The following is a 20,864-nucleotide window of genomic DNA, read 5'->3' on the forward strand; positions in this document are numbered from 1 at the left end:
AATGGAAATAGTAAACCTTCTTACATCAACACAGATTGTTATCCACGATGCATTAAAAAAGCTAGGGCTTAATCAAGAAATGTATCATTTATTAGAAGAGCCATTTAGAACGATGACGGTACGTATCCCTGTTCGGATGGATGACGGTTCTACAAAAGTCTTTACAGGTTTCCGTGCCCAGCATAATGATGCGGTTGGACCGACTATGGGCGGTGTCCGCTTTCACCCTAAGGTTAGTGAACAAGAAGTCAAGGCACTGTCCATGTGGACGAGCTTAAAATGTGGTATTGCCGATTTACCATTTGGCGGGGGTAAGGGCGGTATCATATGTAACCCAAGAACGATGTCTTTTGGTGAGCTTGAACGTTTAAGTCGTGGATATGTTCGTGCAATTAGCCAAATTGTCGGACCGACCAAGGATATACCTGCGCCAGATATGTATACCAATGCACAGATTATGGCCTGGATGATGGATGAGTACAGCCGACTACGTCAATTCGATTCTCCTGGGTTTATCACTGGTAAACCCCTTGTTCTTGGAGGATCAGAGGGGCGGGAACAGGCAGGAGCTAAGGGTGTCACTATTTGCATTGAAGAAGCTGCCAAAAAACAAGGAATTTCTATTAAAGGTGCACGGGTGATTATTCAGGGGTTTGGGAACGCTGGAAGTTTTATTGCTAAGTTTCTTCATGAGTTAGGTGCAAATATTGTTGGGATTTCTGATGTTTACGGTGCAATCTACAATCCCGACGGGTTGCCCATTCAATATCTGCTGGATCGACGAGATAGTTTTGGTACAGTGACTACCCTGTTTGAAGGGGCAATAACTAATCAAGAACTGCTTGAACAGGAATGTGATATTTTAGTACCTGCTGCCGTTTCCAATCAACTCACTGTTGAAAATGCTTATAATATCAAGGCGAAAATTGTAGTAGAAGCTGCGAACGGTCCAACGACACTTGAAGCAACAAAAATATTAACAGATCGAAATATTATGCTTGTACCGGATGTCCTTGCAGGGACAGGTGGTGTTACGGTTTCCTATTTTGAGTGGGTTCAAAATAACCAAGGATATTACTGGAGTGAGGAAGAGGTTGAGAACAGACTGCGTGAAAGAGTCATACAGTCCTTCCATGAAATTTTTAACTTGGCAATGACACGACATATCGATATGCGGTTAGCCGCATATATGGTTGGGGTACGAAAAATGGCAGAGGCATCCTTATTTAGAGGATTGATATAAGAAAAGAGGCCGACCCTTGGGTCAGCCTCTTTTGCGGTAGTGCTTAAACTCTGTCAGTTTCAGGCTCTCTTACACGCTCTTCATTTGGTTTAAAGAGTAGACCAAGGTTAATGAGACCTGCAATACCTACTAAACCGTAAATAATTCTGGAGATAGCTGAATCTTGGCCTCCAAAAATTGCAGCAACAAGATCAAATTGAAAGAAGCCAATCAACCCCCAGTTAATGGCGCCGATAATAGTAAGAACTAGTGCAATACGTTGAATAGAACTCATCAAAATTTCCTCCTTTAGGATGGTTTCATTTAATAGTTTGAATCATTTATTTCAAAACTATTCATGAATTAATAATCATTATTTTTGCAAAAAAAAAGATAATAACTAATAATGTTTAATGAAAGGGAGAGTGCATACGATGGAAAATTTCATTTTTTACAATCCAACAAAGTTAATCTTTGGTAAGGGGCAACTCGAACAATTAAAAAAGGAAGTACCGGCATATGGAAAAAAAGTATTACTTGTTTATGGCGGGGGGAGTATTAAAAAGAGCGGCTTATACGATAAGGTTACTGCACTTTTACAAGAAATAGGAGCAGAAGTATTTGAACTTTCAGGTGTGGAACCAAACCCACGAATTTCTACTGCTCGAAAAGGCGTAGAGATTTGTAAAAAGGAAGGTATTGAATTTCTTTTAGCCGTGGGTGGAGGCAGTGTAATTGACTGTACAAAGCTGATTGCTGCAGGGGCTAAATATGATGGCGATGCCTGGGATTTGGTTGTTAAGAAGGCGTTCGCACGTGAAGCACTTCCATTTGGAACCGTTCTAACTCTTGCTGCAACAGGTTCGGAAATGAACGCAGGATCGGTTATCACAAATTGGGAAACAAATGAAAAATACGGCTGGGGAAGTCCAGTAACATTCCCGAAATTCTCCATTCTAGATCCTGTACACACATATACAGTACCGAAGAACCAAACAATTTATGGAATTGTGGACATGATGTCCCATGTACTTGAACATTACTTCCATTTGGAAGAAAATACTGATTTCCAAGACCGTATGTGTGAGTCTTTACTATTGACGATTATGGAAACAGCACCTAAATTATTAGCTGATCTTGAAAATTACGATTATAGAGCAACCATTTTATATAGCGGTACAATGGCATTAAATGGAATTTTAAATATGGGATATCGAGGGGATTGGGCCACTCACAATCTGGAACACGCGGTATCAGCGGTATATGATATTCCGCATGGTGGCGGATTGGCTATCCTATTCCCACACTGGATGAGACACAATTTAGAAGTAAAACCAGAAAGATTTAAGCAGCTAGCAGTAAGAGTATTTGGTGTAAACCCTGAAGGAAAGACAGCTGAAGAAGCAGGTCTTGAAGGAATTCAAAAGCTGCGTGAATTCTGGAATAGCATTGAAGCACCTGCTCGTTTAGCAGATTACGACATTGATGACAGCAAGTTGGAATTAATGGCTGACCGTGCAATGGCAAACGGTGAATTCGGTAACTTTAAAAAGTTGAACAAAGAAGACACCTTAGCCATTTATCGTGCATCACTATAATGAAGGAAGACTCGGACAAAGATTGTCCGAGTTTTTTCTTTCAATTTTTACGGAAAATGACAATTTTTTTAAAACTGTCGAAAATGGGTACGCTTACAAGAGGATACCTTTCTTGATTATCCGCTCGTCATTGGTTAAAGTGGTTATTGAAAAATAAATTTATGGAGGATCATACATGACACACGTTCGTTTTGATTACTCAAAAGCACTAACCTTTTTTGGGGAACATGAACTTACATATCTGCGTGATGCAGTAAAAGTAGCACACCATTCTTTACATGAGAAAACGGGAGCAGGAAATGATTTCTTAGGATGGATTGACCTGCCAACCAATTATGATAAAGAAGAATTTGCTCGTATTCAGAAATCTGCTGAGAAAATTAAAGGCGATTCCGATATTCTTCTTGTCATTGGAATTGGCGGTTCATATCTTGGAGCAAGAGCAGCCATTGAAATGCTTCAGCACAGTTTTTATAATGCTCTAACAAAGGAACAGCGTAAAACCCCACAAATCATCTTTGTTGGTAATAATATCAGTTCCACCTATATGAGAGATTTAATGGATCTTCTTGAAGGTAAAGATTTTTCAATCAACGTGATTTCTAAATCTGGAACACCACGACAGAACCTGCTATCGCCTTCCGTATCTTCCGCAAGCTTCTTGAGGAAAAGTATGGGGTAGAAGAATCTCGCAAAAGAATCTATGCGACAACAGACAAAGCTAGAGGGGCATTAAAAACCCTTGCGACAGAAGAAGGCTACGAAACTTTTGTCATTGCAGATGATATCGGTGGTCGTTATTCTGTTTTAACAGCTGTAGGACTTCTTCCAATAGCAGTAAGTGGCGCTAAAATCGAAAAAATGATGGAAGGTGCTGCTCAAGCTCAAGAGGACTTTGGACATTCAGAGCTTGAAGAGAATCCTGCTTATCAGTACGCAGCCGTTAGAAATGCCCTCTATAACAAAGGGAAAACGATTGAAATGCTGATTAACTATGAGCCAGGCCTTCAGTATTTCTCAGAATGGTGGAAGCAGCTATTTGGAGAAAGTGAAGGAAAGGATCAAAAGGGAATTTTCCCATCCTCAGCGAATTTCTCAACCGATCTTCACTCCCTTGGACAATATGTTCAGGAAGGTCGCCGCGATTTATTTGAAACCATTATTAAGGTGGAAAAGCCTCGTCATGAGTTGAAAATTGAAGCGGTTGACAATGATTTGGATGGTCTTAATTATTTGGCAGGACAAACAGTGGATTTCGTCAATAATAAAGCATTTGAAGGGACAATGCTTGCACATACAGACGGTGGCGTGCCAAACTTAATTGTATCTATCCCTGCAATGGATGAATACACGTTTGGATACCTAGTCTACTTCTTCGAGAAGGCTTGTGCGATGAGCGGTTATCTTCTAGGTGTCAATCCATTTGACCAGCCGGGTGTTGAGGCATATAAAGTTAACATGTTTGCCCTTCTAGGCAAGCCTGGATTTGAAGAGAAGAAAGCAGAATTAGAAAAGCGTTTGAAATAAGGTGGAGAAAGAGTGCTGATGCAAATAATGCGTCAGTACTCTTTTGTTATGAAACGCTTTTGTTTGGAGAAACTAACCCTAATGACTAAAGGGGGTAGTAAATATGATTGAATTACCATCAAAGGTTGAAGGGTTGCAGTTCGATTTATTTAAACTCGAGCAAAAATTAAAGCCAATTGGCTATTCAATTGGCGGCAACTGGGATTATGATCATGGTGCTTTTGACTATAAGTTGAATGATGAAGATGGATACCAATTTTTAAGGTTACCATTTTCTGCAATCGACGGGCAGCTTGATGCTAGGAATTGTACCGTAGAATTAGGACGACCGTTTCTGTTGTCACATATATATGAAGGAAATCTAGACGATGATGCATCTACAGGAACCTTTTCAGGTTCTATTAATCAATTTCAGGATCCAATTGATAAAGATGCGAGCTTTCCTAAAAAGTATGTAGACACCGGGAAGTCCCTTGTTTCAGAATTAGAAATGATTCTTTTAGAAGAGTAATTTTATTTAAATAATAACAATTCATCGTTTTTCTCAATTAAAATGGAGTGGGAAGGATTCAACACAATATCTTCCCCTCTTTTTACTCCAAATAAAAGAAATCCTTTCAGCATTAATTCTTGATTGCATTCTCCAAAGGTTTTCCCTACTAACGTTTCCTCAACTGACCGCGAGGAAAACCTCCTTTCCTGAAGCTGGTGAACTACATTGGACAAGAGCCCTCCCCCATTGGAATGTAGACTATGAATCATAAAAACACTTGTCAGTTTATTGGATTGTATGACCTCGTCAGCGCCAGCGCGATACGCATTAACGACTTGTTCGGCAGTTAGAATCTCAACAATGCATTTAACATCACTACAAAGTCCTTTTATGGTTAGTAATGTTAATATACTATTCATATCCGCCTGAAGCTCATCATTTCCTCTGTCGGCTGTAATTAGTACTCTCTCAGCATTTACTATATCACTTTTTATTATCGTTTCATCAACATGGCCTTTACCTTGGATAAAATGAACATAGTTTGAGTTAACAGGATTTGTTGCAAGTGTTTCATCAATTAGAACAACCATCTGTGGGAATTCAATCAGACTATGGATTAATCCTTTCGACCTTTCATTCCAGCCGATAATAATTATATGACCCTTTCCTTTAAACGGAATTTTCCCTTCGAAAAAGGCATTCTGTGTAGTTACAGCAGTAGCAGCTAATGTTCCAAAGTAGGAGGAAACTAATCCTGCACCAAGTAATATCAAAATTAATGCTGTCATTCTTCCGTAAAAAGAATGCGGTACATAATCGCCATATCCAACAGTTGAAGCGGTAATGATGGCCCACCAAATACCATCAAAAATAGTAGGAAAGGTTTGAGGTTCTAAAAAGTGAATGGAAATGCCAAAAATAAGAAATACAAGCATGGCCATTAATAGTATCCGGATCAGGATCGGCATTCGTAAAAAGCTTATATAAACTTTGTTTGACATATTCTTCACCTCCCATTCGATAGTACCTATTATTATCCAAAATGGCAGTTCTCATTAACCGCAAAAAAAGAAAGAGGCTGACCCCAATGAGCCAGCCTCTTTCCTGAGAGAAGGTTATTCAGCATCCTCGACCCGATAGCTTAACATGATATAAGCATATTTGGACTTCTTATTACGTTCTTCTTCTGAGAGCTTCGGCAGGTTTGATTCATCAAAGGGTTCTTTTCCTCCATTATCTTCGCGGATCGACCGAAGCATTCGCCCGTGGGAAGATTCCCACTCTTTCCCTGTCATGGTGGGCAAACTAATCATTAGATTCACTTGCTTATCAAGATCAGATTTCCCTTTTTTTAATTCCGATTGAAGCAGCTTTAGACCAGGCTCAAGAAGTTTCATGATTTCTTCCATAACCGCATCATGATGGTCTTTTAACAAGGCTTCATCTAATTCAAATCTCTTTCCTGCAATCTTGGTCCTTTGATAGTATTTTTCAATTAAGTTGCCGTGCTGACGTGTTTCCACTAACTCTAATAATCCAGCTTCCTCAAGTTTTTTAACATGGTAATATAAACGTGATTGTTTTTCATTTAATTCCTCCGCCATTTGGCTGACGGTCACAGGTTCGCCAGCAATATCAAGAATACTCCGTTTCCTTACATCTAGCATCATCTTAGCAATTTCAATATCATCTATCTTTTTCACAACCGTACCTCCAACATTAATTCACTGCAGCAGGCTGCTTGGCTTTTCCGACAGCGTCTACCTCACTGTGTTCCGAAAGGCTTCTATATCCCTTAAGTAGTGGCATTAAGACCGCTACTATGATTAAAAGGCCGCCTGAAATAGCAGTTCCATATAATACACCTATTTCTTTGGACAACCACCCGCCTACTAAAATGCCAATAATAGAGGAGGTGCTTGCCGTAATTCCTAATAAAGAGGAGCCCCTCCCTCTAAAGGCAGCAGGTGTAACTTTTAAAAATAAACTGCTCAATGGGACGTTCAAAAAGGCATTTAATATACCTACCATTATACTCCAAATATAGACAGGCAGAAGGCCAAATTGGAAACGGAAGGTGTCTACAGGGATGATGACGACCATCCAAAGGCCGATTACTGCAGTACCGGCTAAAAAAATGGTACTTGGTTTAAACCTCTTTAGTGCAAAAGGTGCCGCAAAGCCTGCACCAAAAATAACTCCTAATGCGGTAGCAGCCTCAATAAAACCAAAGTGAAAAGCGGACACATGAAATTGATTGGTGAGCACAGCGATAAGATTGGTGTTTAAGATTCCGCATACAAAGGTAATCGGAAACAAAAGAATCAGTAAAAATCGTAAAGCCGGCATTCCTAACACTTCTTTAACACCGGATTGAATGGACTTGAAATAAGTTTCTTTATGGTTGTCTTTGGGATGTTTTACTTTTCCAAGATTTCGGAGAGTTAGAATGAAAAGAGCTGAAAGACCAAAAGTAACCGCATCAATGGTAAAGATGAAATCATAATTGTTTGTCATCATTAATAAGGCACCAACGGAAGGACCAATAATATCCATTGCGGCTCTTGTCGATTGGGACAAAGAAATGGCTTGTTGAATATTTTCTTCTCCCACTAGGTCAGGAATGGATGAGGAACGGGCTGGGTCGAAAAGAGCGGAACCAAGACCTTGGAAAGCTATTAGTAAAATTAATGCCGCGGCAGAGTGGTGGAAGGGGATCATGAGAAGTACGATAATCATACGGTAGAAATCAGCTCCGACCATTAACCATTTACGGTTGTATTTATCCGCTAATGGCCCTAAGAAAATACCAAAGAAGGCCGTGGGCAGAAGTTGAGCGAAAATCACTAATCCGATGGCTAAAGGATCATTTGTTAATGTGGCGACTAAGTAGACAATGGCGATCCGTGTAAATCCATCACCAAGTTGGGAAATAATTTGGCCAACCCAAAATCGAAAATAAGCTCGGTTATTAAGAAGCTTTAACATGAATGTTCATCCTTCCAAAATATATTTTACCGTTAAAATAATTTTTAGTGATTAAATTTATTTTAACGTAACCTCACCAATATGTAAATAATGGAAATTGTCTAGTTTTGTCGTTAATGATAATTTTCTTTAAATGTGAATTATCCTCATTTTCCCTAACTTGTAAGGATAAAGGAATAATTTTCATCAATGCAGCAAAATTTAATACGGAGGTCTCTTTGAGAAGAAGATTTTGAGGTGTAGAAGAGTGGGTATTGAAACGAAAAAAGAGCAGAGACGAATCCTCTTTGCATTCCTTGTACTAGCGATCTATCTCTCACCGCTATTTATTCTGCAGGAACATGCACATATCCGGGTCCATGATAACTTAGATTCTAATCTGGCTTGGTATAAGGTGCTTGCGAGAAGTGGGCAAATGTTTGGTGAGGTCGATGCAACCATTCCTCAAATTATCAACGGGCAACTTCAGAGGAATGCTTTTGGGACGGAATACAGCATTATAGTATGGTTATACGATCTTTTTCCAACAATGATTGCCTATGGACTCAGTCAGGCATTAACAAGAGTGGTTGCCTTTATCGGAATGTATGTATTGTTAAAGAAACATATTTTACCGGGTGAAAAATGGTTAGATCTGCAGGTCGGATGTGCACTTGCCTTTGCCTTAACCCCTTTTTGGCCGTCAGGAATGCTAAGCACCTTAGGGATGCCATTAGCACTGTGGGCCTTCTTAAATATTCGAGCTGGAAGTGGCAGTTGGAAGGATTATCTTGTCCTCACTTTACTTCCGTTTTACGCAAGTATTGTCTTAGGCTTCTTCTTTTTTTTAAGTGCCATGGGCCTCTTCTGGCTAGTTGATGGTTTACGGGGGAAGGGTTGGAATCTTCGATTTTTGGCGGCCATTGCCTATATGACTATTATTTTTATGCTTGTGGAGTATCGTCTCGTTTATTCTTTTCTGTATACAACAGAGCCAAATAGTAGGGATGAATATTTTCATGCCCACTTATCTTTTTGGAAAGCAGTAAGGCTCACCTTAAAAAACTACACGCTAGGTCATACTCATGTCATGACCGTACATACCTTATTCATTCTTCCTGCCACATTTATTGCTATGTATTTTGTTTTTAAAAAAAACCTATGGAAGCAGGAAAGACTGTTTGTGTTTTTATTTGCGTTGAATATCATGTTATCCATTTGGTATGCTTTTTGGTTTTATGAAGGCTGGCTTCCATTAACCAGACGATTTCATTTCATGGATACCTTTAATTTTGCACGCTATCATTTTTTGAGACCGATGGTTATTTATAGCAGCTTTGCCCTTTCCTTAAAAATTATCTCTTTACAAGGTATAAGCTGGAGGAAGACAGGAAAGTGGTTCCTTCTATTACAAATTTTTGTTTTAGGCTTGTTTAACGATGAAATCATTTATCAACAAAAGCCGACTGTCCAGGAATTTTTTGCGGAGGATTTGTTCGAGGACATTAAGGAGCATATCGGTCTTCGGCAAGAGGAGTACCGGGTGGCAAGTATCGGTATCCATCCAGCAATCTCACAGTATAATGGATTTTACACTCTCGATACCTATAATAATTTTTATCCTTTAAGCTATAAACATCAATTTAGGAAAATAATTGAAAAGGAATTAGCTAAAAATAAAATCATTCGTAAGTATTTCGACCAATGGGGCGGCCGATGTTATCTGTTTACAGGACAGCTGGGAAAGAGATACATGATTAAAAAAGATTCAAAACGACATTTGAAACATTTACAGCTGAATACAAAAGTGTTTAAAGAAATGGGCGGCCGCTACATCTTTTCAGCTTTACCAATCGATAATGCCGAAGAAATTCAGCTTTCGTTGGAACGAGTATTTGTTTCAAAAAAATCAGCATGGAAAATTTACTTGTATAAGACTTTGTAGACACCGGGGGTTTTGAACAGATGATGGAACCAGTCCTTACTATAGTTGTACCATGCTATAACGAAGAAGAAGTCTTGCCTGATACAATGGATCAACTCCAGTGGTTATTACATGATTTAATCAATGAGTCACTTGTTTCTAGAAAAAGTAGAATCTTATTTGTGGATGATGGCAGTAAGGACCGCACATGGGAGATGATTTATAAAGAAGGACTTCGGAGTGAGTTTGTACGAGGATTAAAATTATCGCGAAATGTTGGCCACCAAAATGCCCTGCTTGCGGGATTATTTGCCGCAAATGAACTTTCGGATTGTGTAGTTTCCATCGATGCAGATCTACAAGATGATATCCAAGTCATTCGTGATTTTATCAAGAAGTTTCAAGAAGGGTTTGAAATTGTTTATGGAGTCCGTAAAGGCAGGGATTCAGATACATTTTTTAAACGAAGTACCGCACAAGGATTTTATAAAGTTATGAAAAAGATGGGGGTTGACCTTGTCTATAATCATGCAGATTTTCGCTTAATGAGTAAAAGGGCCATAAAGGAGTTAGAGCGGTTTAAGGAAGTAAATATGTTTTTAAGGGGGATTGTTCCGCTCCTTGGTTTTCAATCGGAAATTGTTTATTATGATCGCTTGGAAAGACAGGCAGGTGAGACCAAGTACCCGTTGAAAAAGATGCTTAGCTTTGCTTTTGATGGAATCACTTCCTTTTCAATTTCACCGATCCGCTTTGTTTTGTTAACAGGATTCATTTCCTTTTTCTTGAGCCTCTTGTTCGGAGGATATTTTTTAACTCTGAAATTTTTGGGTCATACTACAATGGGCTGGACATCTCTTATCACATCCATCTGGTTAATTGGTGGTCTTCAATTAATCGCCATTGGCTTAATTGGTGAGTATGTCGGTAAAATCTATAAGGAAACCAAGCAACGACCAAAGTACATCGTGGATATCGATTCCTTTAATTTGGCAAAAGCAAGACATCATTTGCTGAATCAGCCAATAGAAGATGAGGGATATAGTCTTGATTTTAGAAAAGTATCTGATTCTAACTAATAACTCACTTGTCCGCTTTTTGCTTGTGGGCATGGTGAATACGTCTGTTGGCTTGGCTATAATGTTGTTTTTACTAAATGTAGCCGAAGCTTCGTATTGGATTTCTACCTTCACAGGAAATGCGGTAGGGGCTTGTGTGAGCTTTCTATTGAACAGGTCCTTTACCTTTAAAAGCACGGTTGCTTACCATAAAGGCCTGACCCGTTTTTTTATCACAATTTTATTATGCTATTTTTCCTCTTATTTTGTTAGTGAAAAAGTGGGAGAATGGACAAGCAGGGTGTTAATCATTAGTTCCGAAACGGAAAAAAATGTTTCGGTGCTTTTAGGCAGTATCTTTTACACGATAAGTAATTATTTAGGACAAAAATATTTTGTATTTAAAATAAAGTCTCGCAAAGAGTTTTCCTAAGGAAGGCTCTTTTTTATTTTTTTGTCGTACAACCCTCCCTTTCTGAATAAAAATGGGTAGACAGGCTTTTTATGTTTAGAATTAAGGGGAGCGATAAAAATGAACGTATTTTTAAGCTATATCTTATTGGGGTTGTCGCTAGCTGCGCCTATAGGTCCCATCAATGCTGCTCAAATTGACAGAGGAATAAGAAATGGCTTTATGCACTCCTGGTTAATTGGCGTTGGAGCCGTTGTGGCAGATGGCGTGTATATGCTTGTTGTTTACATAGGAGTCGTTCAGTTTCTGGAAACAGCCTTTATGCAAACGTTTCTTTGGTTTTTTGGTTGTTTTGTTCTAATGTATACGGGCATAGAGACCTTTATGAATGCAGGAAAAATCAACCTTGAGCACACGAGGGAAAAGGAACCGCTGATAAAATCTTTTTTCTCTGGATTTCTTATGTCGATATCCAATCCATTAACGATTTTGTTTTGGTTGGGTATTTACGGTTCGGTACTTGCCAAAACAGCGGCTACCTATGACCGCAGCGATTTGATTCTTTACAGCAGTGCCATTTTCATTGGACTTTTGTTATGGGATATAACGATGGCCGGCGTTTCTAGCAGTTTCCGCACATTCTTAACCTCCAAATTATTAGTGGGGATCTCCCTTCTTTCAGGCGTATCCTTAATTGGTTTTGGTATTTATTTTGGAATGCAGGCTTTTCAAGTGATATTTGGATAAATTAAAAAAACCAGCGAATGTTCGCTGGCTTTTCTATGCAGTCGGCCAAGGTTTGAGTACCTTCTTCTTGCTTTTATTTCTTTCTTTATTCCATTTAAATTGCATAATAAAGGTGATGACACCAATAACAACTAGAAAGACCAAACTTATAAAAAATCCCGGTCTGCTTGTATCATGGAACAAGGTACCAGTGACTGCGACTAAAATAAATAGCCCTCCAATGGAGTATAAAATCTTTTCCTTGGTCTTCAATTTCAATATTTTTCTAGAGGAAGCTAGGATAAAAATCCAATTATATAAAAGCATCAAGCTTGCCGCTGTTGTCACGTACTCGTAAATCTTATCTGGCATCAACAAGGCTGCCACGATGGAGGCTGTGACCCCTAACAGGGTAATAAGCAAGGTGAAAAAAGGTACCTTTAGTTTGCCCTTCTTAGCGAAGCAAGCCGGAGCATCTCCTTCTTCCCCTAAGGTCACTAGCACGCTTGTAACCCCATATAGCGAAGCAGTCATGGTGGAAAATCCGGCAATAATTAAGGCGCCATTAAAAAAATGAGGCACAAATGAAAGATGATAGGCATCTAAAGCAATGACAAACGGACTTTCTTTTGTATTAACATCATTCCACGGTATCATGAGTACGGCTAATCCAATGGAAAGGACATAAATGATGGTGAGCATAAATAACATTACTTTTCCTGCTTTCGGTGCTTCGCTTGGATCTTTTAAGTTGGTCGCCATTAATCCTAGAATCTCGATGCCCCCGAATGCATAAAAAGCAAAGATAACCGCAGACCATAGACCTTTTAACCCGTGAGGAAAAAAATCTTTTTGGCTATTTGGATAGGAAATAGGCCTGTTACCATCAATGACACCAAAAATAGCTAGAGCGGCAATAATCACGAACATCAAAATAGCAGATATTTTTAAAATTGCAAGGATATTTTCTATTTTATTTAAGAGTCCGATTCCAATTAGTATTACGGTTACTCCTAAAATGCCGTAAATAGATGCAAAAATCCACAAGGGGATTTTAGGAAACCAAAAGCGGGAAAAGATCGACAACGCCGTCATTTGACTCCCCATAATAAGTACCTCCGAACTCCAATACACCCAGCCGCTGCTAAATCCAGCCCATCGGCCATACGCTTTTTTTGCATAGGATCTAAAACCGCCTTTAAGAGGTTCCTTGGAAGTCATTTTAGACAAAGCATCAAAAACAAAGTATGTTCCAATTGCAGCGATCACAAATGCGATTAGGATGGAGGGCCCCGTCATCTTAATAGCTAAACTGGAACCAAGGAAAAAACCGGTTCCAATGGTGCATCCCACTCCGAATAGAGAAAGCTGCCACCATTTCATGTTAGTGCTTTCTTCTCCACCCGTTTTTGCTTTACTCATTGAAGGTCACGGCCAGTCGCTCCTGGTGATTTATCGGTATTGTCTTGGTTATTATACTCAGAGTCATTAAAACCAGGCTTTTGTTCTTTATCTGAACCGAGATATTCCCCCTTATGTTTTTGCTGCACATTTCTAAATTTACGAAAATTTTCATTTACCATTACAATCTCCTCTTTCACATGGATTATATCCTTTAACATGCGCGCACAAGCAAATCTTATTCTGACTTATCGAAGTCAGAAAGATTGGATTTTGATGGAATTCAATTTTTTGTTACATAAACAAACGCTAAACAAATGAAAATATAAAGTATAAATGTTTAATGAAAAACAGATTCACATGCGCTTTTCATGAAAGGAGCTTATCCTATGTTATCTACACAGCAGTTAGCTGAGTTACGGTTACAATTATTGCAGGAAAAGAATGATGTGGAAGAGCATTTAGATCAAAATGATCACTTTGGGTTAGAGAGAGGTCATGCACATGAATCGGTGGGAGAGTTGTCCAGTTATGATAACCATCCTGCTGATGAGGGAACAGAGCTTTATGAACGCGAGAAGGATATCGCTTTAAACGAACATTACGAGCTGCAGCTAAGAAATATCAATCATGCTCTTGAAGCAATGGAAAATGGAACGTATGGTACATGTGAAGTATGTGGAAAGGAAATTCCTATCGAGAGATTAGAGGCTCTGCCAAACACCACTTATTGTATTGAACATAGTCCGGACCAAATTGTTTCTCATAATCGACCCGTTGAAGAAGGAGTACTGATGCCTGATTTCGGGAAGTTTGATATGGACGAAAAGGACGAAAACGTTGCTTTTGATGCAGAAGACTCATGGCAGACCGTTGCTCAATGGGGAACCTCTGAGACGCCATCTGATTTAGCCTTCCCAAAAGGTGACTATCAGGACATATATGAGGAAGCAAATGAAAACATCAGCTATGTCGAAGATTATGAAAATTTTGTTGGCACCGACATATACGGAAAGAATATTACGGTTTACCCTAATCCACAGCATGAACAATACGAAAATGCACTGGATGAAGAGGGGATCATGACCAGTTTCGGCGATTTACCTGCTTTTGAACATGACCCATATGTTGATGATGATAAATAAAATGATTCTCCCGAAAAAAAGAAAACAGCTTTCGATTGAGAGCTGTTTTCTCTGATGTTTATTCTTCGTCGTAGCCTTTATGAGGGATTTTGGTTTCCTGTTCTTTAGCACCATCAACAACGGCACCAATTTCGCCTTCCATATAGGTGTCACTTACTTGTTCATGTGTGGTTGCAAGTCCAGATGAAAGGGCATCCCCTTTTTGATAATCGCTTGTATCAAAAACTCGGCCTGCAATTTCTGCACTTTTGTTATTCGTACTCTTTTTTTCCAAATGAACCACTCCTTCAATAAATATAGTACATCGGTATTTTTTCCCTTTTGACTCATGGATTACACATAAAAAAATAAATTTCTAAGGAGTGAAAAAGATGAACAAAAAAAACGAATTTCCATCACGGGAAGAATTAGACGAAGCATTTCATTTTTTACATGATCAAATTAACAGGATTTCAGTGGTTGAGGAAGTTGAAATGATGAAGGAAGATAAGGATAATATTAAAGGATAAGGCATAAAAAGGTGGTTTTGTATGGAAATGAGAGAAACATTGGCTAAAAAAATTGCCTGGATCAGTGTAATCAGCAATATTATCTTGACTGTAGGGAAGTTAGCGATCGGTTGGTATGGAAATAGTGATGCTGTCTTTGCTGATGGGATTCATTCTGCTGCCGATGTCTTTGCGTCCATCATCGTGCTATTGGTCATAAAAATTGCAAATAAGCCTGCAGACCTGGAACACCCCTATGGTCATGGAAAAGCAGAGGTCATCGTTTCAGGAGTTATTGGTATCTTACTTTTCCTTGTTTCCATTTATGTGGTTTATGAAGGAATTAGCGGCTTCTTCCATGAAGTGGAATCACCGAGCTTATTAGCTATGTGGGTTGCCTTATTCTCCTATATTACTAAAATTATTTTATACAGGAGCTCATTAAGGGTTGCTAAACAGCATAAAAGCAAGGCAATTGAGGCCATTGCCTTCGATCACAAAGCAGATATTGTGGCATCCATCGCAGCGGCCATTGGGGTCTTGCTTTCTATTATTGGGGAGAGAATGGATATTCATTTCTTACTCTATGGTGATAAAGCAGCCAGTATATTTGTAGCATACTTAATCTTTAAGATTGCCAAAGAAATGTTGACAGAAGCATTTGATATCTTATTAGAGCGTAATATCAACTCGGAAACATTGCAGGAATATATCGCAGTGATTAATCAGTTTGAAGAGGTGAAACGGATTGATCGTATTCGTGCGAGAGAGCATGGACATTACGTCTTGGTTGATTTACGAATTTCCATTGATCATTTTAAAACAATCAAGCAGGGGCACGACCTGGCAAAGACGATAAAACAGAAGCTTATGAATCAATATGATAATATTGAAGAGGTATTAATTCATTTAAACCCGTATTTTCCAGAAGAGAAATAAAAAAACTCCTTTGTACTTTCGCGCATAAGGGTATATGATAGGTAAGGATATATAAAATTTAGAGGGAGTTGATATTTTTGAGTTATTCCGTGGACCCGGACCCAAGTAGGCGAGGGGAAGTCAATGTCTTTGAATGGATTGAATTGAATAAAAGCAAGAATATCAACTCTAAAAAAGGTTGTTGGCTTCCTCAAAACAAGTAGGCGAGGAGGTTTTTGCATGTTAGAAATTTTTAAAAGTACAGAATCAAAAGTGTTAGAAAAAGTTGATGTGATTTCAAAAGGCTGCTGGGTCAATATGCATGCTCCGACAGCAGAAGAAATTAACCGAGTCTCTAATGATGCGCAGGTAGACGTTGATATTATTAAAGACGCATTGGATGATGAAGAACGTCCAAGGATAGAACGAGATGACGGCAGAGTGTACATCATCGTGGATTTTCCGTATATCGTTCATGATGAAAATGGTTTTGCTGGTTATGAGACCATTCCGATTGGTATTATCCTTACAGATGAATGTATTATCACGGTCTCCCTGAAGGATACACCGATTTTAGAAGAATTTAAGAAAAACAGAGTAAAAGAGTTCTTTACTTTTAAGAAAACTCGTTTCGCTCTGCAGATCTTATTTGTCATTTCGTCCTATTATCTAAGGTACTTAAAACAAATTAACAAGAAAACAAATGAAATTGAACGTGTCGTTCACCAATCATTGAAGAATAAAGAACTATATGCCTTTCTAGCGTTAGAAAAAAGTTTGGTTTACTTTACGACCTCTCTAAAATCCAATAAGGTCGTCCTGGATAAAATTCTGCGCTTTAACTATTTAAAAATGTATGAGGAAGATAAGGATTTATTGGAAGACGTAATAATTGAAAAAACACAGGCAATAGAAATGGCTGAAACCTACCGTTCAATTTTAAGCGGGATGATGAATGCTTTTGCTTCCATTATTTCAAACAACTTGAACATCGTGATGAAGTTCTTAACTTCCATTACAATCATATTAGCCTTACCAACGATGGTAGCAAGCTTTTATGGAATGAACGTAGACATACCGTTTCAACATATACGTCACCCCTATGTGATTCCACTCACGATCTCCGTCTTTTTTGCTAGCTTAACAGCATTCGTCTTTTGGAAAAAGAAATACTTCTAGATTGCCAGCCTTTTATTGGGCTGGTTTTTTTATTTTTTTCGAGTCTTTTTAGTAGTAAGCACAAAAATTTTCCCAACTTCTTGTGGGACTATTTGTCCTTATATTTTCAGAAAAGTCAAAATAAAATAAAGGGGCAGTGATTGTGCTGTAAACATATTTTGAGAGGAGTAACTTGATGAAGAGAAAGAGAGTTCTTGGGGCTACGGTAATGAGTGTGGTAATGGGAATTTCAATGTTTGCAACGGGGGCATTTGGCCAACAAACAAACAGTAACGAGACATACAGGGTATTAATTCAAGGACCTGCCTCCGAAAAGGCAAAAGCGAAAGCGAACTATGGGGTACGCTGGGATTTTGACACCAAAGGGTTTACAACAACAGTCAATGCACAGCAATATCAAGCACTTTTACACAACAAAAATTTAACAATCGAAAAGGTTCCTGCAATAAGTATTGGAACAATGAGGGAAGAAGCCGCAGCTAAACCGGGTGGTTCAACAGGCGGCGTTCCAAGTGATCAAACACCTTGGGGAATTCAGGCAATTTATAATGATCCTGCTATTACAAAGACATCCGGAGGAAGTGGAATTAAAGTAGCTGTTCTCGATACTGGTGTTAATAAAAATCATGCCGATTTAGCGAGCAGTGTTGAACAATGTCAGGATTTTTCGCAAACAAAAACATCTTGGGTAGATGGAACTTGTTCAGATGGTAACGGACATGGAACACATGTCTCCGGAACAGTATTAGCTAACGGCGGCAGCACAGGAAAAGGAATTTACGGTGTAGCTCCTGAAGCTAAACTATGGTCCTATAAAGTATTGAATGATCGTGGCAGCGGTTATTCTGATGATATTGCAGCAGCTATTAATAAAGTAGCTGATGAAGCTGTTCGTACAGGTTCTAAAGTGGTGATTTCGATGTCACTTGGATCAAGCTCGAAGGATTCGTTAATTTCTAATGCCGTTGATTATGCGTATGGAAAGGGCGTACTTGTTGTCGCTGCGGCAGGGAATGACGGTCCTGGTGACAATACGATAGGTTACCCTGGAGCATTAGTTAATGCCGTTGCCGTTGCTGCTTTAGAAAATGTACAAGAAAATGGCACGTATCGTGTCGCTGATTTTTCATCAAGAGGGAATCCAGCAACTGATGGTGACTTTGTGATCCAAGAACGGGATGTAGAGGTTTCTGCACCAGGACGTGCGATTGAATCGACATGGAAGGATGGAGGCTATAACACCATAAGCGGAACATCAATGGCTACTCCTCACATCTCAGGTCTTGCGGCAAAGATTTGGTCTGCCAACCCATCATGGTCCGCCAGCCAGCTCCGTGCTGAACTGCAGAACAGAGCAAAAGCAAATGATATTAAAGGTGGAACGGGCTCAGCTACAGGCGATGATTACGCCTCCGGCTTTGGCTTCCCTAGAGTAAAATAATGATTAAGGCCATCTGGATGTAGTGTCCAGGTGGCTTTTGAATGAATTATTCAATCTTTTAAAAATTATCTGAAAAATATCTGTAAAAAAAGTTACTATAGTAGTAAAATGGTAAAAAAAACGAAAGGTATGCTGGTGGTTAATATGGAATTCGGGGCACTGATTAAGTTTTATCGAACTCAAAGAGGAATCACACAAGCAGAGCTTGCAAAAGGGATTTGCTCTGTCCCGCACTTAAGCAAAATAGAAAATAACTCCAAAGAAGCAAATGAGGAAACAGTTTCTCTTTTACTGGAACGGTTGGATATTAGTTTGGAGGAGATGGAAGAGAAGGAGGATCAGATTAAGCTTCTTTTAAGAGAACTGAATGCAAGTATTAATTTCTATCTTAGGGACGAAGTCGATGAAACCTACCAAAAATTTAAAGAGATAGAACATCTTATTCCTTTCTCTAAGCATATTTATATCTGCGAATTACATAAATATAGGTACCTATTATTCAAGGGATTGTTTGGAGAGGCAGAGCTTCAACGTGACTTATTATACAAGCAAAAGAAGAATTTTTCCCAACATGAGGACTATTTATTTAGATACTTTAATGCGATATTCTTAATCTTAAGAGGTCAGTTTAAAAATGCCGATTATATATTGGAAGCGTTATATTCCGAAAACGATCATGAAACAACCAGTGGTGAATTTCTTTACCATCGAGCGCTTGTAAAGAGTTCCCTTGAACAATCAGGTCACGCTATTCACTTTGGTAAAATGGCACTACAAATTTTTATGAATCAGCATAACTTCTTACGTATTTTACACACACTGATGCTTTTAGGCATTAATTATACTCATTCAAAGATTTATGAGGAAGCAGAAGGATGTTTTCGTCATTTAATCCGAAATGCAGAATTATTAAGACAGGAAAAAATGCTCCCACAAATTTATCATAACATGGGCTACCTACAAAATAAGATGAAGAATGTGAAGGAAGCATTATATTACTATGAAAAAAGCTTGGATCTACAATCTAACTTTAATCAGCACTATCTGGTAACGCTCTATTCAATTGGAGAAATGCAATATTATCTTAAAGAATTTGATAAAGCGAAAGAGTGTCTTCAAGAAGTAGCCTCGCTATCAAAAGAGCTGGGTAATAAAAAATATAGACTACTTGCAGATTTTTATTTATTTTATATGGCCTCACCGCAAAAAGCGTTTAAATACTTAGAAACAAAAGTAATACCTTATTTTGAAGAGGCAAAGGAACATACAGATGACTTAACCCGTTTTTATAAAATGCTTTCAGATTACTACCATGAAAACGGATTGGTCAATGAAGCAGTCAAATATTTAAATAAGATAACAGGGGGTATACTATGAAAAAGTATATTGTACTTCTATTTTCAGTTTCAATGCTTATTCTTTTTACATCTAACGCTGATATAAAAAGCGAAAAGTTATCAAACAATGTAGCTTATTCCACACCATGTGATCATCCGATTCAACCACCAGTAGGTTGATAAGCGGAATCCCTGAAAAATTCAGGGATTTTTTTATTTATTGGAATGTAACGCCTGAGGGATGCAGACAATAGAGGAAACTATTTTTTATAACCGTAGTGAATGAATAGTAGGATTGAGAGAGGTGATTTAAATGAAAAATCAAGAAAATGAACGGAAGAGTGTAGAGCAAGAGTGGGAGAAAAAGGCGATGGAAGAGTTATTTGGGATGGAACCCGAAATGAGTCTCCAAACGGCTCGTTTTGCAACAACTGAGAATGCACTCTTAGCGGAATATGGTGAAGAGAGAAATGAAGAAGAATAGTTATTTTTAGAAAAAAGAATGAATCCTGCCTTTTACTGGGTATCCTATGAATATGTGTTTAAATTACAGTAGAAGGGTAAGGAGGAAATATGAAATCATTTATTGTTAGTTTTCACCAAGAAGATAATGTGGATGCAATGCAAATTCAAAAGCTGAATCAAGAGGAGTTTGAGAAAGCGACCGAAGGCGGAACAAGACATCTCTTTGAAATCGACACCAACATCGGACTTTTTGTGTTTTTTGATGGCGCGGATGCAGATGGAAATCTATCGTACATGGTGCTGCAGTATGAAGAGGAAAATGAGGAGCCATCTGCATGCTATTCTTTCCAGTTAAAGGATTTCTACGAATTTATGGCACTCTACTTAAATGACATCGATTACGAGGAAGTCGAAGGAGAAGAGCAAGAATACGGTGCCATGCAGCATCTAGCGCATTTAATCTTCCATATCGTTGAAGAGGGTAGAGATTTGAAGGTTTAAGAAGTGAATTTTTGCAAAATAAGTTAAGGACGCCGGTCGTGGCGTCCTTTTTGTGCTTTTTC

Annotated in this window: 23 protein-coding genes and 1 pseudogene; 17 read left to right on the forward strand and 7 right to left on the reverse strand. The window is 38.7% G+C overall.

What is annotated here, in order from left to right; genetic code table 11:
* Position 1 precedes the first annotated feature (1 nt).
* A complete protein-coding gene (locus QE429_RS07000; RefSeq protein WP_307285639.1) occupies positions 2–1,243 on the forward strand; it encodes a Glu/Leu/Phe/Val family dehydrogenase in 1,242 nt (413 codons plus the stop codon).
* Positions 1,244–1,286: 43 nt separating this feature from the next.
* Here QE429_RS07000 and QE429_RS07005 read toward each other — a convergent pair whose 3' ends face one another.
* The gene (locus tag QE429_RS07005) at positions 1,287–1,517 is read right to left on the reverse strand and encodes a DUF378 domain-containing protein (RefSeq protein ID WP_307285642.1); all 231 of its coding nucleotides are present in this window, start codon (positions 1,515–1,517) and stop codon (positions 1,287–1,289) included.
* A gap of 139 nt (positions 1,518–1,656) precedes the next feature.
* On the opposite strand from QE429_RS07005, the gene QE429_RS07010 reads away from it, so the two are divergent.
* From QE429_RS07010 to QE429_RS07020, 3 genes and pseudogenes are all read left to right on the forward strand, one after another.
* Positions 1,657–2,820, forward strand: coding sequence for an iron-containing alcohol dehydrogenase (locus QE429_RS07010; RefSeq protein ID WP_307285645.1), 1,164 nt, complete (start codon positions 1,657–1,659; stop codon positions 2,818–2,820).
* Between the two features lie 175 nt (positions 2,821–2,995).
* Positions 2,996–4,347 (forward strand): annotated as a pseudogene (locus QE429_RS07015) (glucose-6-phosphate isomerase).
* 103 nt (positions 4,348–4,450) lie between these two features.
* Positions 4,451–4,858, forward strand: coding sequence for a YugN-like family protein (locus QE429_RS07020; RefSeq protein WP_307285648.1), 408 nt, complete (start codon positions 4,451–4,453; stop codon positions 4,856–4,858).
* A gap of 2 nt (positions 4,859–4,860) precedes the next feature.
* On the opposite strand, the gene QE429_RS07025 is transcribed toward QE429_RS07020, so the two are convergent.
* The 3 genes from QE429_RS07025 to QE429_RS07035 all read right to left on the reverse strand — a co-directional run bounded on the left by QE429_RS07025 (position 4,861) and on the right by QE429_RS07035 (position 7,828).
* Complete coding sequence (locus QE429_RS07025) at positions 4,861–5,841, reverse strand: potassium channel family protein (protein WP_307285651.1); 981 nt, start codon at positions 5,839–5,841, stop codon at positions 4,861–4,863.
* 114 nt (positions 5,842–5,955) lie between these two features.
* Complete coding sequence (locus QE429_RS07030; protein WP_307285653.1) at positions 5,956–6,543, reverse strand: winged helix-turn-helix domain-containing protein; 588 nt, start codon at positions 6,541–6,543, stop codon at positions 5,956–5,958.
* A 16-nt stretch (positions 6,544–6,559) separates the two neighbouring features.
* The gene (locus QE429_RS07035) at positions 6,560–7,828 is read right to left on the reverse strand and encodes an MFS transporter (RefSeq protein WP_307285655.1); all 1,269 of its coding nucleotides are present in this window, start codon (positions 7,826–7,828) and stop codon (positions 6,560–6,562) included.
* Between the two features lie 247 nt (positions 7,829–8,075).
* Between QE429_RS07035 and QE429_RS07040 the strand changes: the two genes are divergently transcribed.
* The 4 genes from QE429_RS07040 (at position 8,076) to QE429_RS07055 (ending at position 11,948) form a co-directional block, all read left to right on the forward strand.
* Positions 8,076–9,752: a DUF6044 family protein gene (locus QE429_RS07040; protein ID WP_307285658.1), complete on the forward strand. Its 1,677-nt coding sequence runs from the start codon at positions 8,076–8,078 to the stop codon at positions 9,750–9,752.
* A gap of 20 nt (positions 9,753–9,772) precedes the next feature.
* Positions 9,773–10,810: a glycosyltransferase family 2 protein gene (locus tag QE429_RS07045; protein WP_307285661.1), complete on the forward strand. Its 1,038-nt coding sequence runs from the start codon at positions 9,773–9,775 to the stop codon at positions 10,808–10,810.
* Positions 10,764–11,222 carry a GtrA family protein gene (locus QE429_RS07050; protein ID WP_307285664.1) on the forward strand — a complete coding sequence of 153 codons (459 nt, stop codon included), beginning with the start codon at positions 10,764–10,766 and terminating at the stop codon, positions 11,220–11,222. Before QE429_RS07045 ends, QE429_RS07050 begins: the two co-directional genes overlap by 47 nt.
* Positions 11,223–11,321: 99 nt before the next feature.
* Positions 11,322–11,948 (forward strand): LysE family transporter, encoded by a 627-nt coding sequence (locus tag QE429_RS07055; RefSeq protein WP_307285667.1) that lies wholly within the window; start codon positions 11,322–11,324, stop codon positions 11,946–11,948.
* A gap of 33 nt (positions 11,949–11,981) precedes the next feature.
* On the opposite strand, the gene QE429_RS07060 is transcribed toward QE429_RS07055, so the two are convergent.
* Both QE429_RS07060 and QE429_RS07065 read right to left on the reverse strand, forming a co-directional pair.
* On the reverse strand, positions 11,982–13,349 hold the full coding sequence (locus tag QE429_RS07060; RefSeq protein ID WP_307285669.1) for an amino acid permease: 1,368 nt from the start codon (positions 13,347–13,349) through the stop codon (positions 11,982–11,984).
* Positions 13,346–13,528: a hypothetical protein gene (locus QE429_RS07065; protein WP_307285671.1), complete on the reverse strand. Its 183-nt coding sequence runs from the start codon at positions 13,526–13,528 to the stop codon at positions 13,346–13,348. Before QE429_RS07065 ends, QE429_RS07060 begins: the two co-directional genes overlap by 4 nt.
* A 189-nt stretch (positions 13,529–13,717) precedes the next feature.
* Between QE429_RS07065 and QE429_RS07070 the strand changes: the two genes are divergently transcribed.
* Positions 13,718–14,473: a yteA family sporulation protein gene (locus tag QE429_RS07070; protein WP_307285674.1), complete on the forward strand. Its 756-nt coding sequence runs from the start codon at positions 13,718–13,720 to the stop codon at positions 14,471–14,473.
* A 58-nt stretch (positions 14,474–14,531) separates the two neighbouring features.
* Here the strand turns inward: QE429_RS07070 and QE429_RS07075 are convergent, their stop codons facing one another.
* Complete coding sequence (locus QE429_RS07075; RefSeq protein ID WP_373463182.1) at positions 14,532–14,747, reverse strand: YozQ family protein; 216 nt, start codon at positions 14,745–14,747, stop codon at positions 14,532–14,534.
* Positions 14,748–14,844: 97 nt separating this feature from the next.
* On the opposite strand from QE429_RS07075, the gene QE429_RS07080 reads away from it, so the two are divergent.
* The 8 genes from QE429_RS07080 to QE429_RS07115 all read left to right on the forward strand — a co-directional run bounded on the left by QE429_RS07080 (position 14,845) and on the right by QE429_RS07115 (position 20,802).
* Positions 14,845–14,982, forward strand: a complete 138-nt coding sequence (locus tag QE429_RS07080) for a hypothetical protein (RefSeq protein ID WP_307285679.1) — start codon at positions 14,845–14,847, stop codon at positions 14,980–14,982.
* A 21-nt stretch (positions 14,983–15,003) separates the two neighbouring features.
* Positions 15,004–15,900: a cation diffusion facilitator family transporter gene (locus QE429_RS07085; RefSeq protein WP_307285681.1), complete on the forward strand. Its 897-nt coding sequence runs from the start codon at positions 15,004–15,006 to the stop codon at positions 15,898–15,900.
* A 219-nt stretch (positions 15,901–16,119) separates the two neighbouring features.
* Positions 16,120–17,058 carry a magnesium transporter CorA family protein gene (locus tag QE429_RS07090; RefSeq protein ID WP_307285684.1) on the forward strand — a complete coding sequence of 313 codons (939 nt, stop codon included), beginning with the start codon at positions 16,120–16,122 and terminating at the stop codon, positions 17,056–17,058.
* A 175-nt stretch (positions 17,059–17,233) separates the two neighbouring features.
* Positions 17,234–18,499, forward strand: a complete 1,266-nt coding sequence (locus QE429_RS07095) for a S8 family serine peptidase (RefSeq protein WP_307285687.1) — start codon at positions 17,234–17,236, stop codon at positions 18,497–18,499.
* A 144-nt stretch (positions 18,500–18,643) separates the two neighbouring features.
* Positions 18,644–19,876 (forward strand): tetratricopeptide repeat protein, encoded by a 1,233-nt coding sequence (locus QE429_RS07100; RefSeq protein ID WP_307285689.1) that lies wholly within the window; start codon positions 18,644–18,646, stop codon positions 19,874–19,876.
* Entirely contained in the window at positions 19,873–20,016 is a 144-nt protein-coding gene (locus tag QE429_RS07105) for a hypothetical protein (RefSeq protein WP_307285691.1), read from the forward strand. Before QE429_RS07100 ends, QE429_RS07105 begins: the two co-directional genes overlap by 4 nt.
* A gap of 133 nt (positions 20,017–20,149) precedes the next feature.
* Entirely contained in the window at positions 20,150–20,320 is a 171-nt protein-coding gene (locus QE429_RS07110; protein ID WP_307285693.1) for a hypothetical protein, read from the forward strand.
* A gap of 89 nt (positions 20,321–20,409) precedes the next feature.
* The gene (locus QE429_RS07115; protein WP_307285696.1) at positions 20,410–20,802 is read left to right on the forward strand and encodes a cytosolic protein; all 393 of its coding nucleotides are present in this window, start codon (positions 20,410–20,412) and stop codon (positions 20,800–20,802) included.
* Positions 20,803–20,864: the final 62 nt, after the last annotated feature.

It is taken from the genome of Bacillus sp. SORGH_AS_0510 (assembly GCF_030818775.1).
Classification (GTDB): Bacteria; Bacillota; Bacilli; order Bacillales; family Cytobacillaceae; genus Neobacillus.

What these genes read in the sequence shown, in the direction of transcription:
- QE429_RS07000 (WP_307285639.1), top strand. Translation starts at nt 2, where the DNA reads ATGGAAATAGTAAACCTTCTTACATCAACACAGATTGTTATCCACGAT.
- QE429_RS07005 (WP_307285642.1), bottom strand. Translation starts at nt 1,517, where the DNA reads ATGAGTTCTATTCAACGTATTGCACTAGTTCTTACTATTATCGGCGCC.
- QE429_RS07010 (WP_307285645.1), top strand. Translation starts at nt 1,657, where the DNA reads ATGGAAAATTTCATTTTTTACAATCCAACAAAGTTAATCTTTGGTAAG.
- QE429_RS07020 (WP_307285648.1), top strand. Translation starts at nt 4,451, where the DNA reads ATGATTGAATTACCATCAAAGGTTGAAGGGTTGCAGTTCGATTTATTT.
- QE429_RS07025 (WP_307285651.1), bottom strand. Translation starts at nt 5,841, where the DNA reads ATGTCAAACAAAGTTTATATAAGCTTTTTACGAATGCCGATCCTGATC.
- QE429_RS07035 (WP_307285655.1), bottom strand. Translation starts at nt 7,828, where the DNA reads ATGTTAAAGCTTCTTAATAACCGAGCTTATTTTCGATTTTGGGTTGGC.
- QE429_RS07045 (WP_307285661.1), top strand. Translation starts at nt 9,773, where the DNA reads ATGATGGAACCAGTCCTTACTATAGTTGTACCATGCTATAACGAAGAA.
- QE429_RS07050 (WP_307285664.1), top strand. Translation starts at nt 10,764, where the DNA reads ATGAGGGATATAGTCTTGATTTTAGAAAAGTATCTGATTCTAACTAAT.
- QE429_RS07055 (WP_307285667.1), top strand. Translation starts at nt 11,322, where the DNA reads ATGAACGTATTTTTAAGCTATATCTTATTGGGGTTGTCGCTAGCTGCG.
- QE429_RS07060 (WP_307285669.1), bottom strand. Translation starts at nt 13,349, where the DNA reads ATGAGTAAAGCAAAAACGGGTGGAGAAGAAAGCACTAACATGAAATGG.
- QE429_RS07070 (WP_307285674.1), top strand. Translation starts at nt 13,718, where the DNA reads ATGTTATCTACACAGCAGTTAGCTGAGTTACGGTTACAATTATTGCAG.
- QE429_RS07080 (WP_307285679.1), top strand. Translation starts at nt 14,845, where the DNA reads ATGAACAAAAAAAACGAATTTCCATCACGGGAAGAATTAGACGAAGCA.
- QE429_RS07085 (WP_307285681.1), top strand. Translation starts at nt 15,004, where the DNA reads ATGGAAATGAGAGAAACATTGGCTAAAAAAATTGCCTGGATCAGTGTA.
- QE429_RS07090 (WP_307285684.1), top strand. Translation starts at nt 16,120, where the DNA reads ATGTTAGAAATTTTTAAAAGTACAGAATCAAAAGTGTTAGAAAAAGTT.
- QE429_RS07095 (WP_307285687.1), top strand. Translation starts at nt 17,234, where the DNA reads ATGAAGAGAAAGAGAGTTCTTGGGGCTACGGTAATGAGTGTGGTAATG.
- QE429_RS07100 (WP_307285689.1), top strand. Translation starts at nt 18,644, where the DNA reads ATGGAATTCGGGGCACTGATTAAGTTTTATCGAACTCAAAGAGGAATC.
- QE429_RS07105 (WP_307285691.1), top strand. Translation starts at nt 19,873, where the DNA reads ATGAAAAAGTATATTGTACTTCTATTTTCAGTTTCAATGCTTATTCTT.
- QE429_RS07110 (WP_307285693.1), top strand. Translation starts at nt 20,150, where the DNA reads ATGAAAAATCAAGAAAATGAACGGAAGAGTGTAGAGCAAGAGTGGGAG.
- QE429_RS07115 (WP_307285696.1), top strand. Translation starts at nt 20,410, where the DNA reads ATGAAATCATTTATTGTTAGTTTTCACCAAGAAGATAATGTGGATGCA.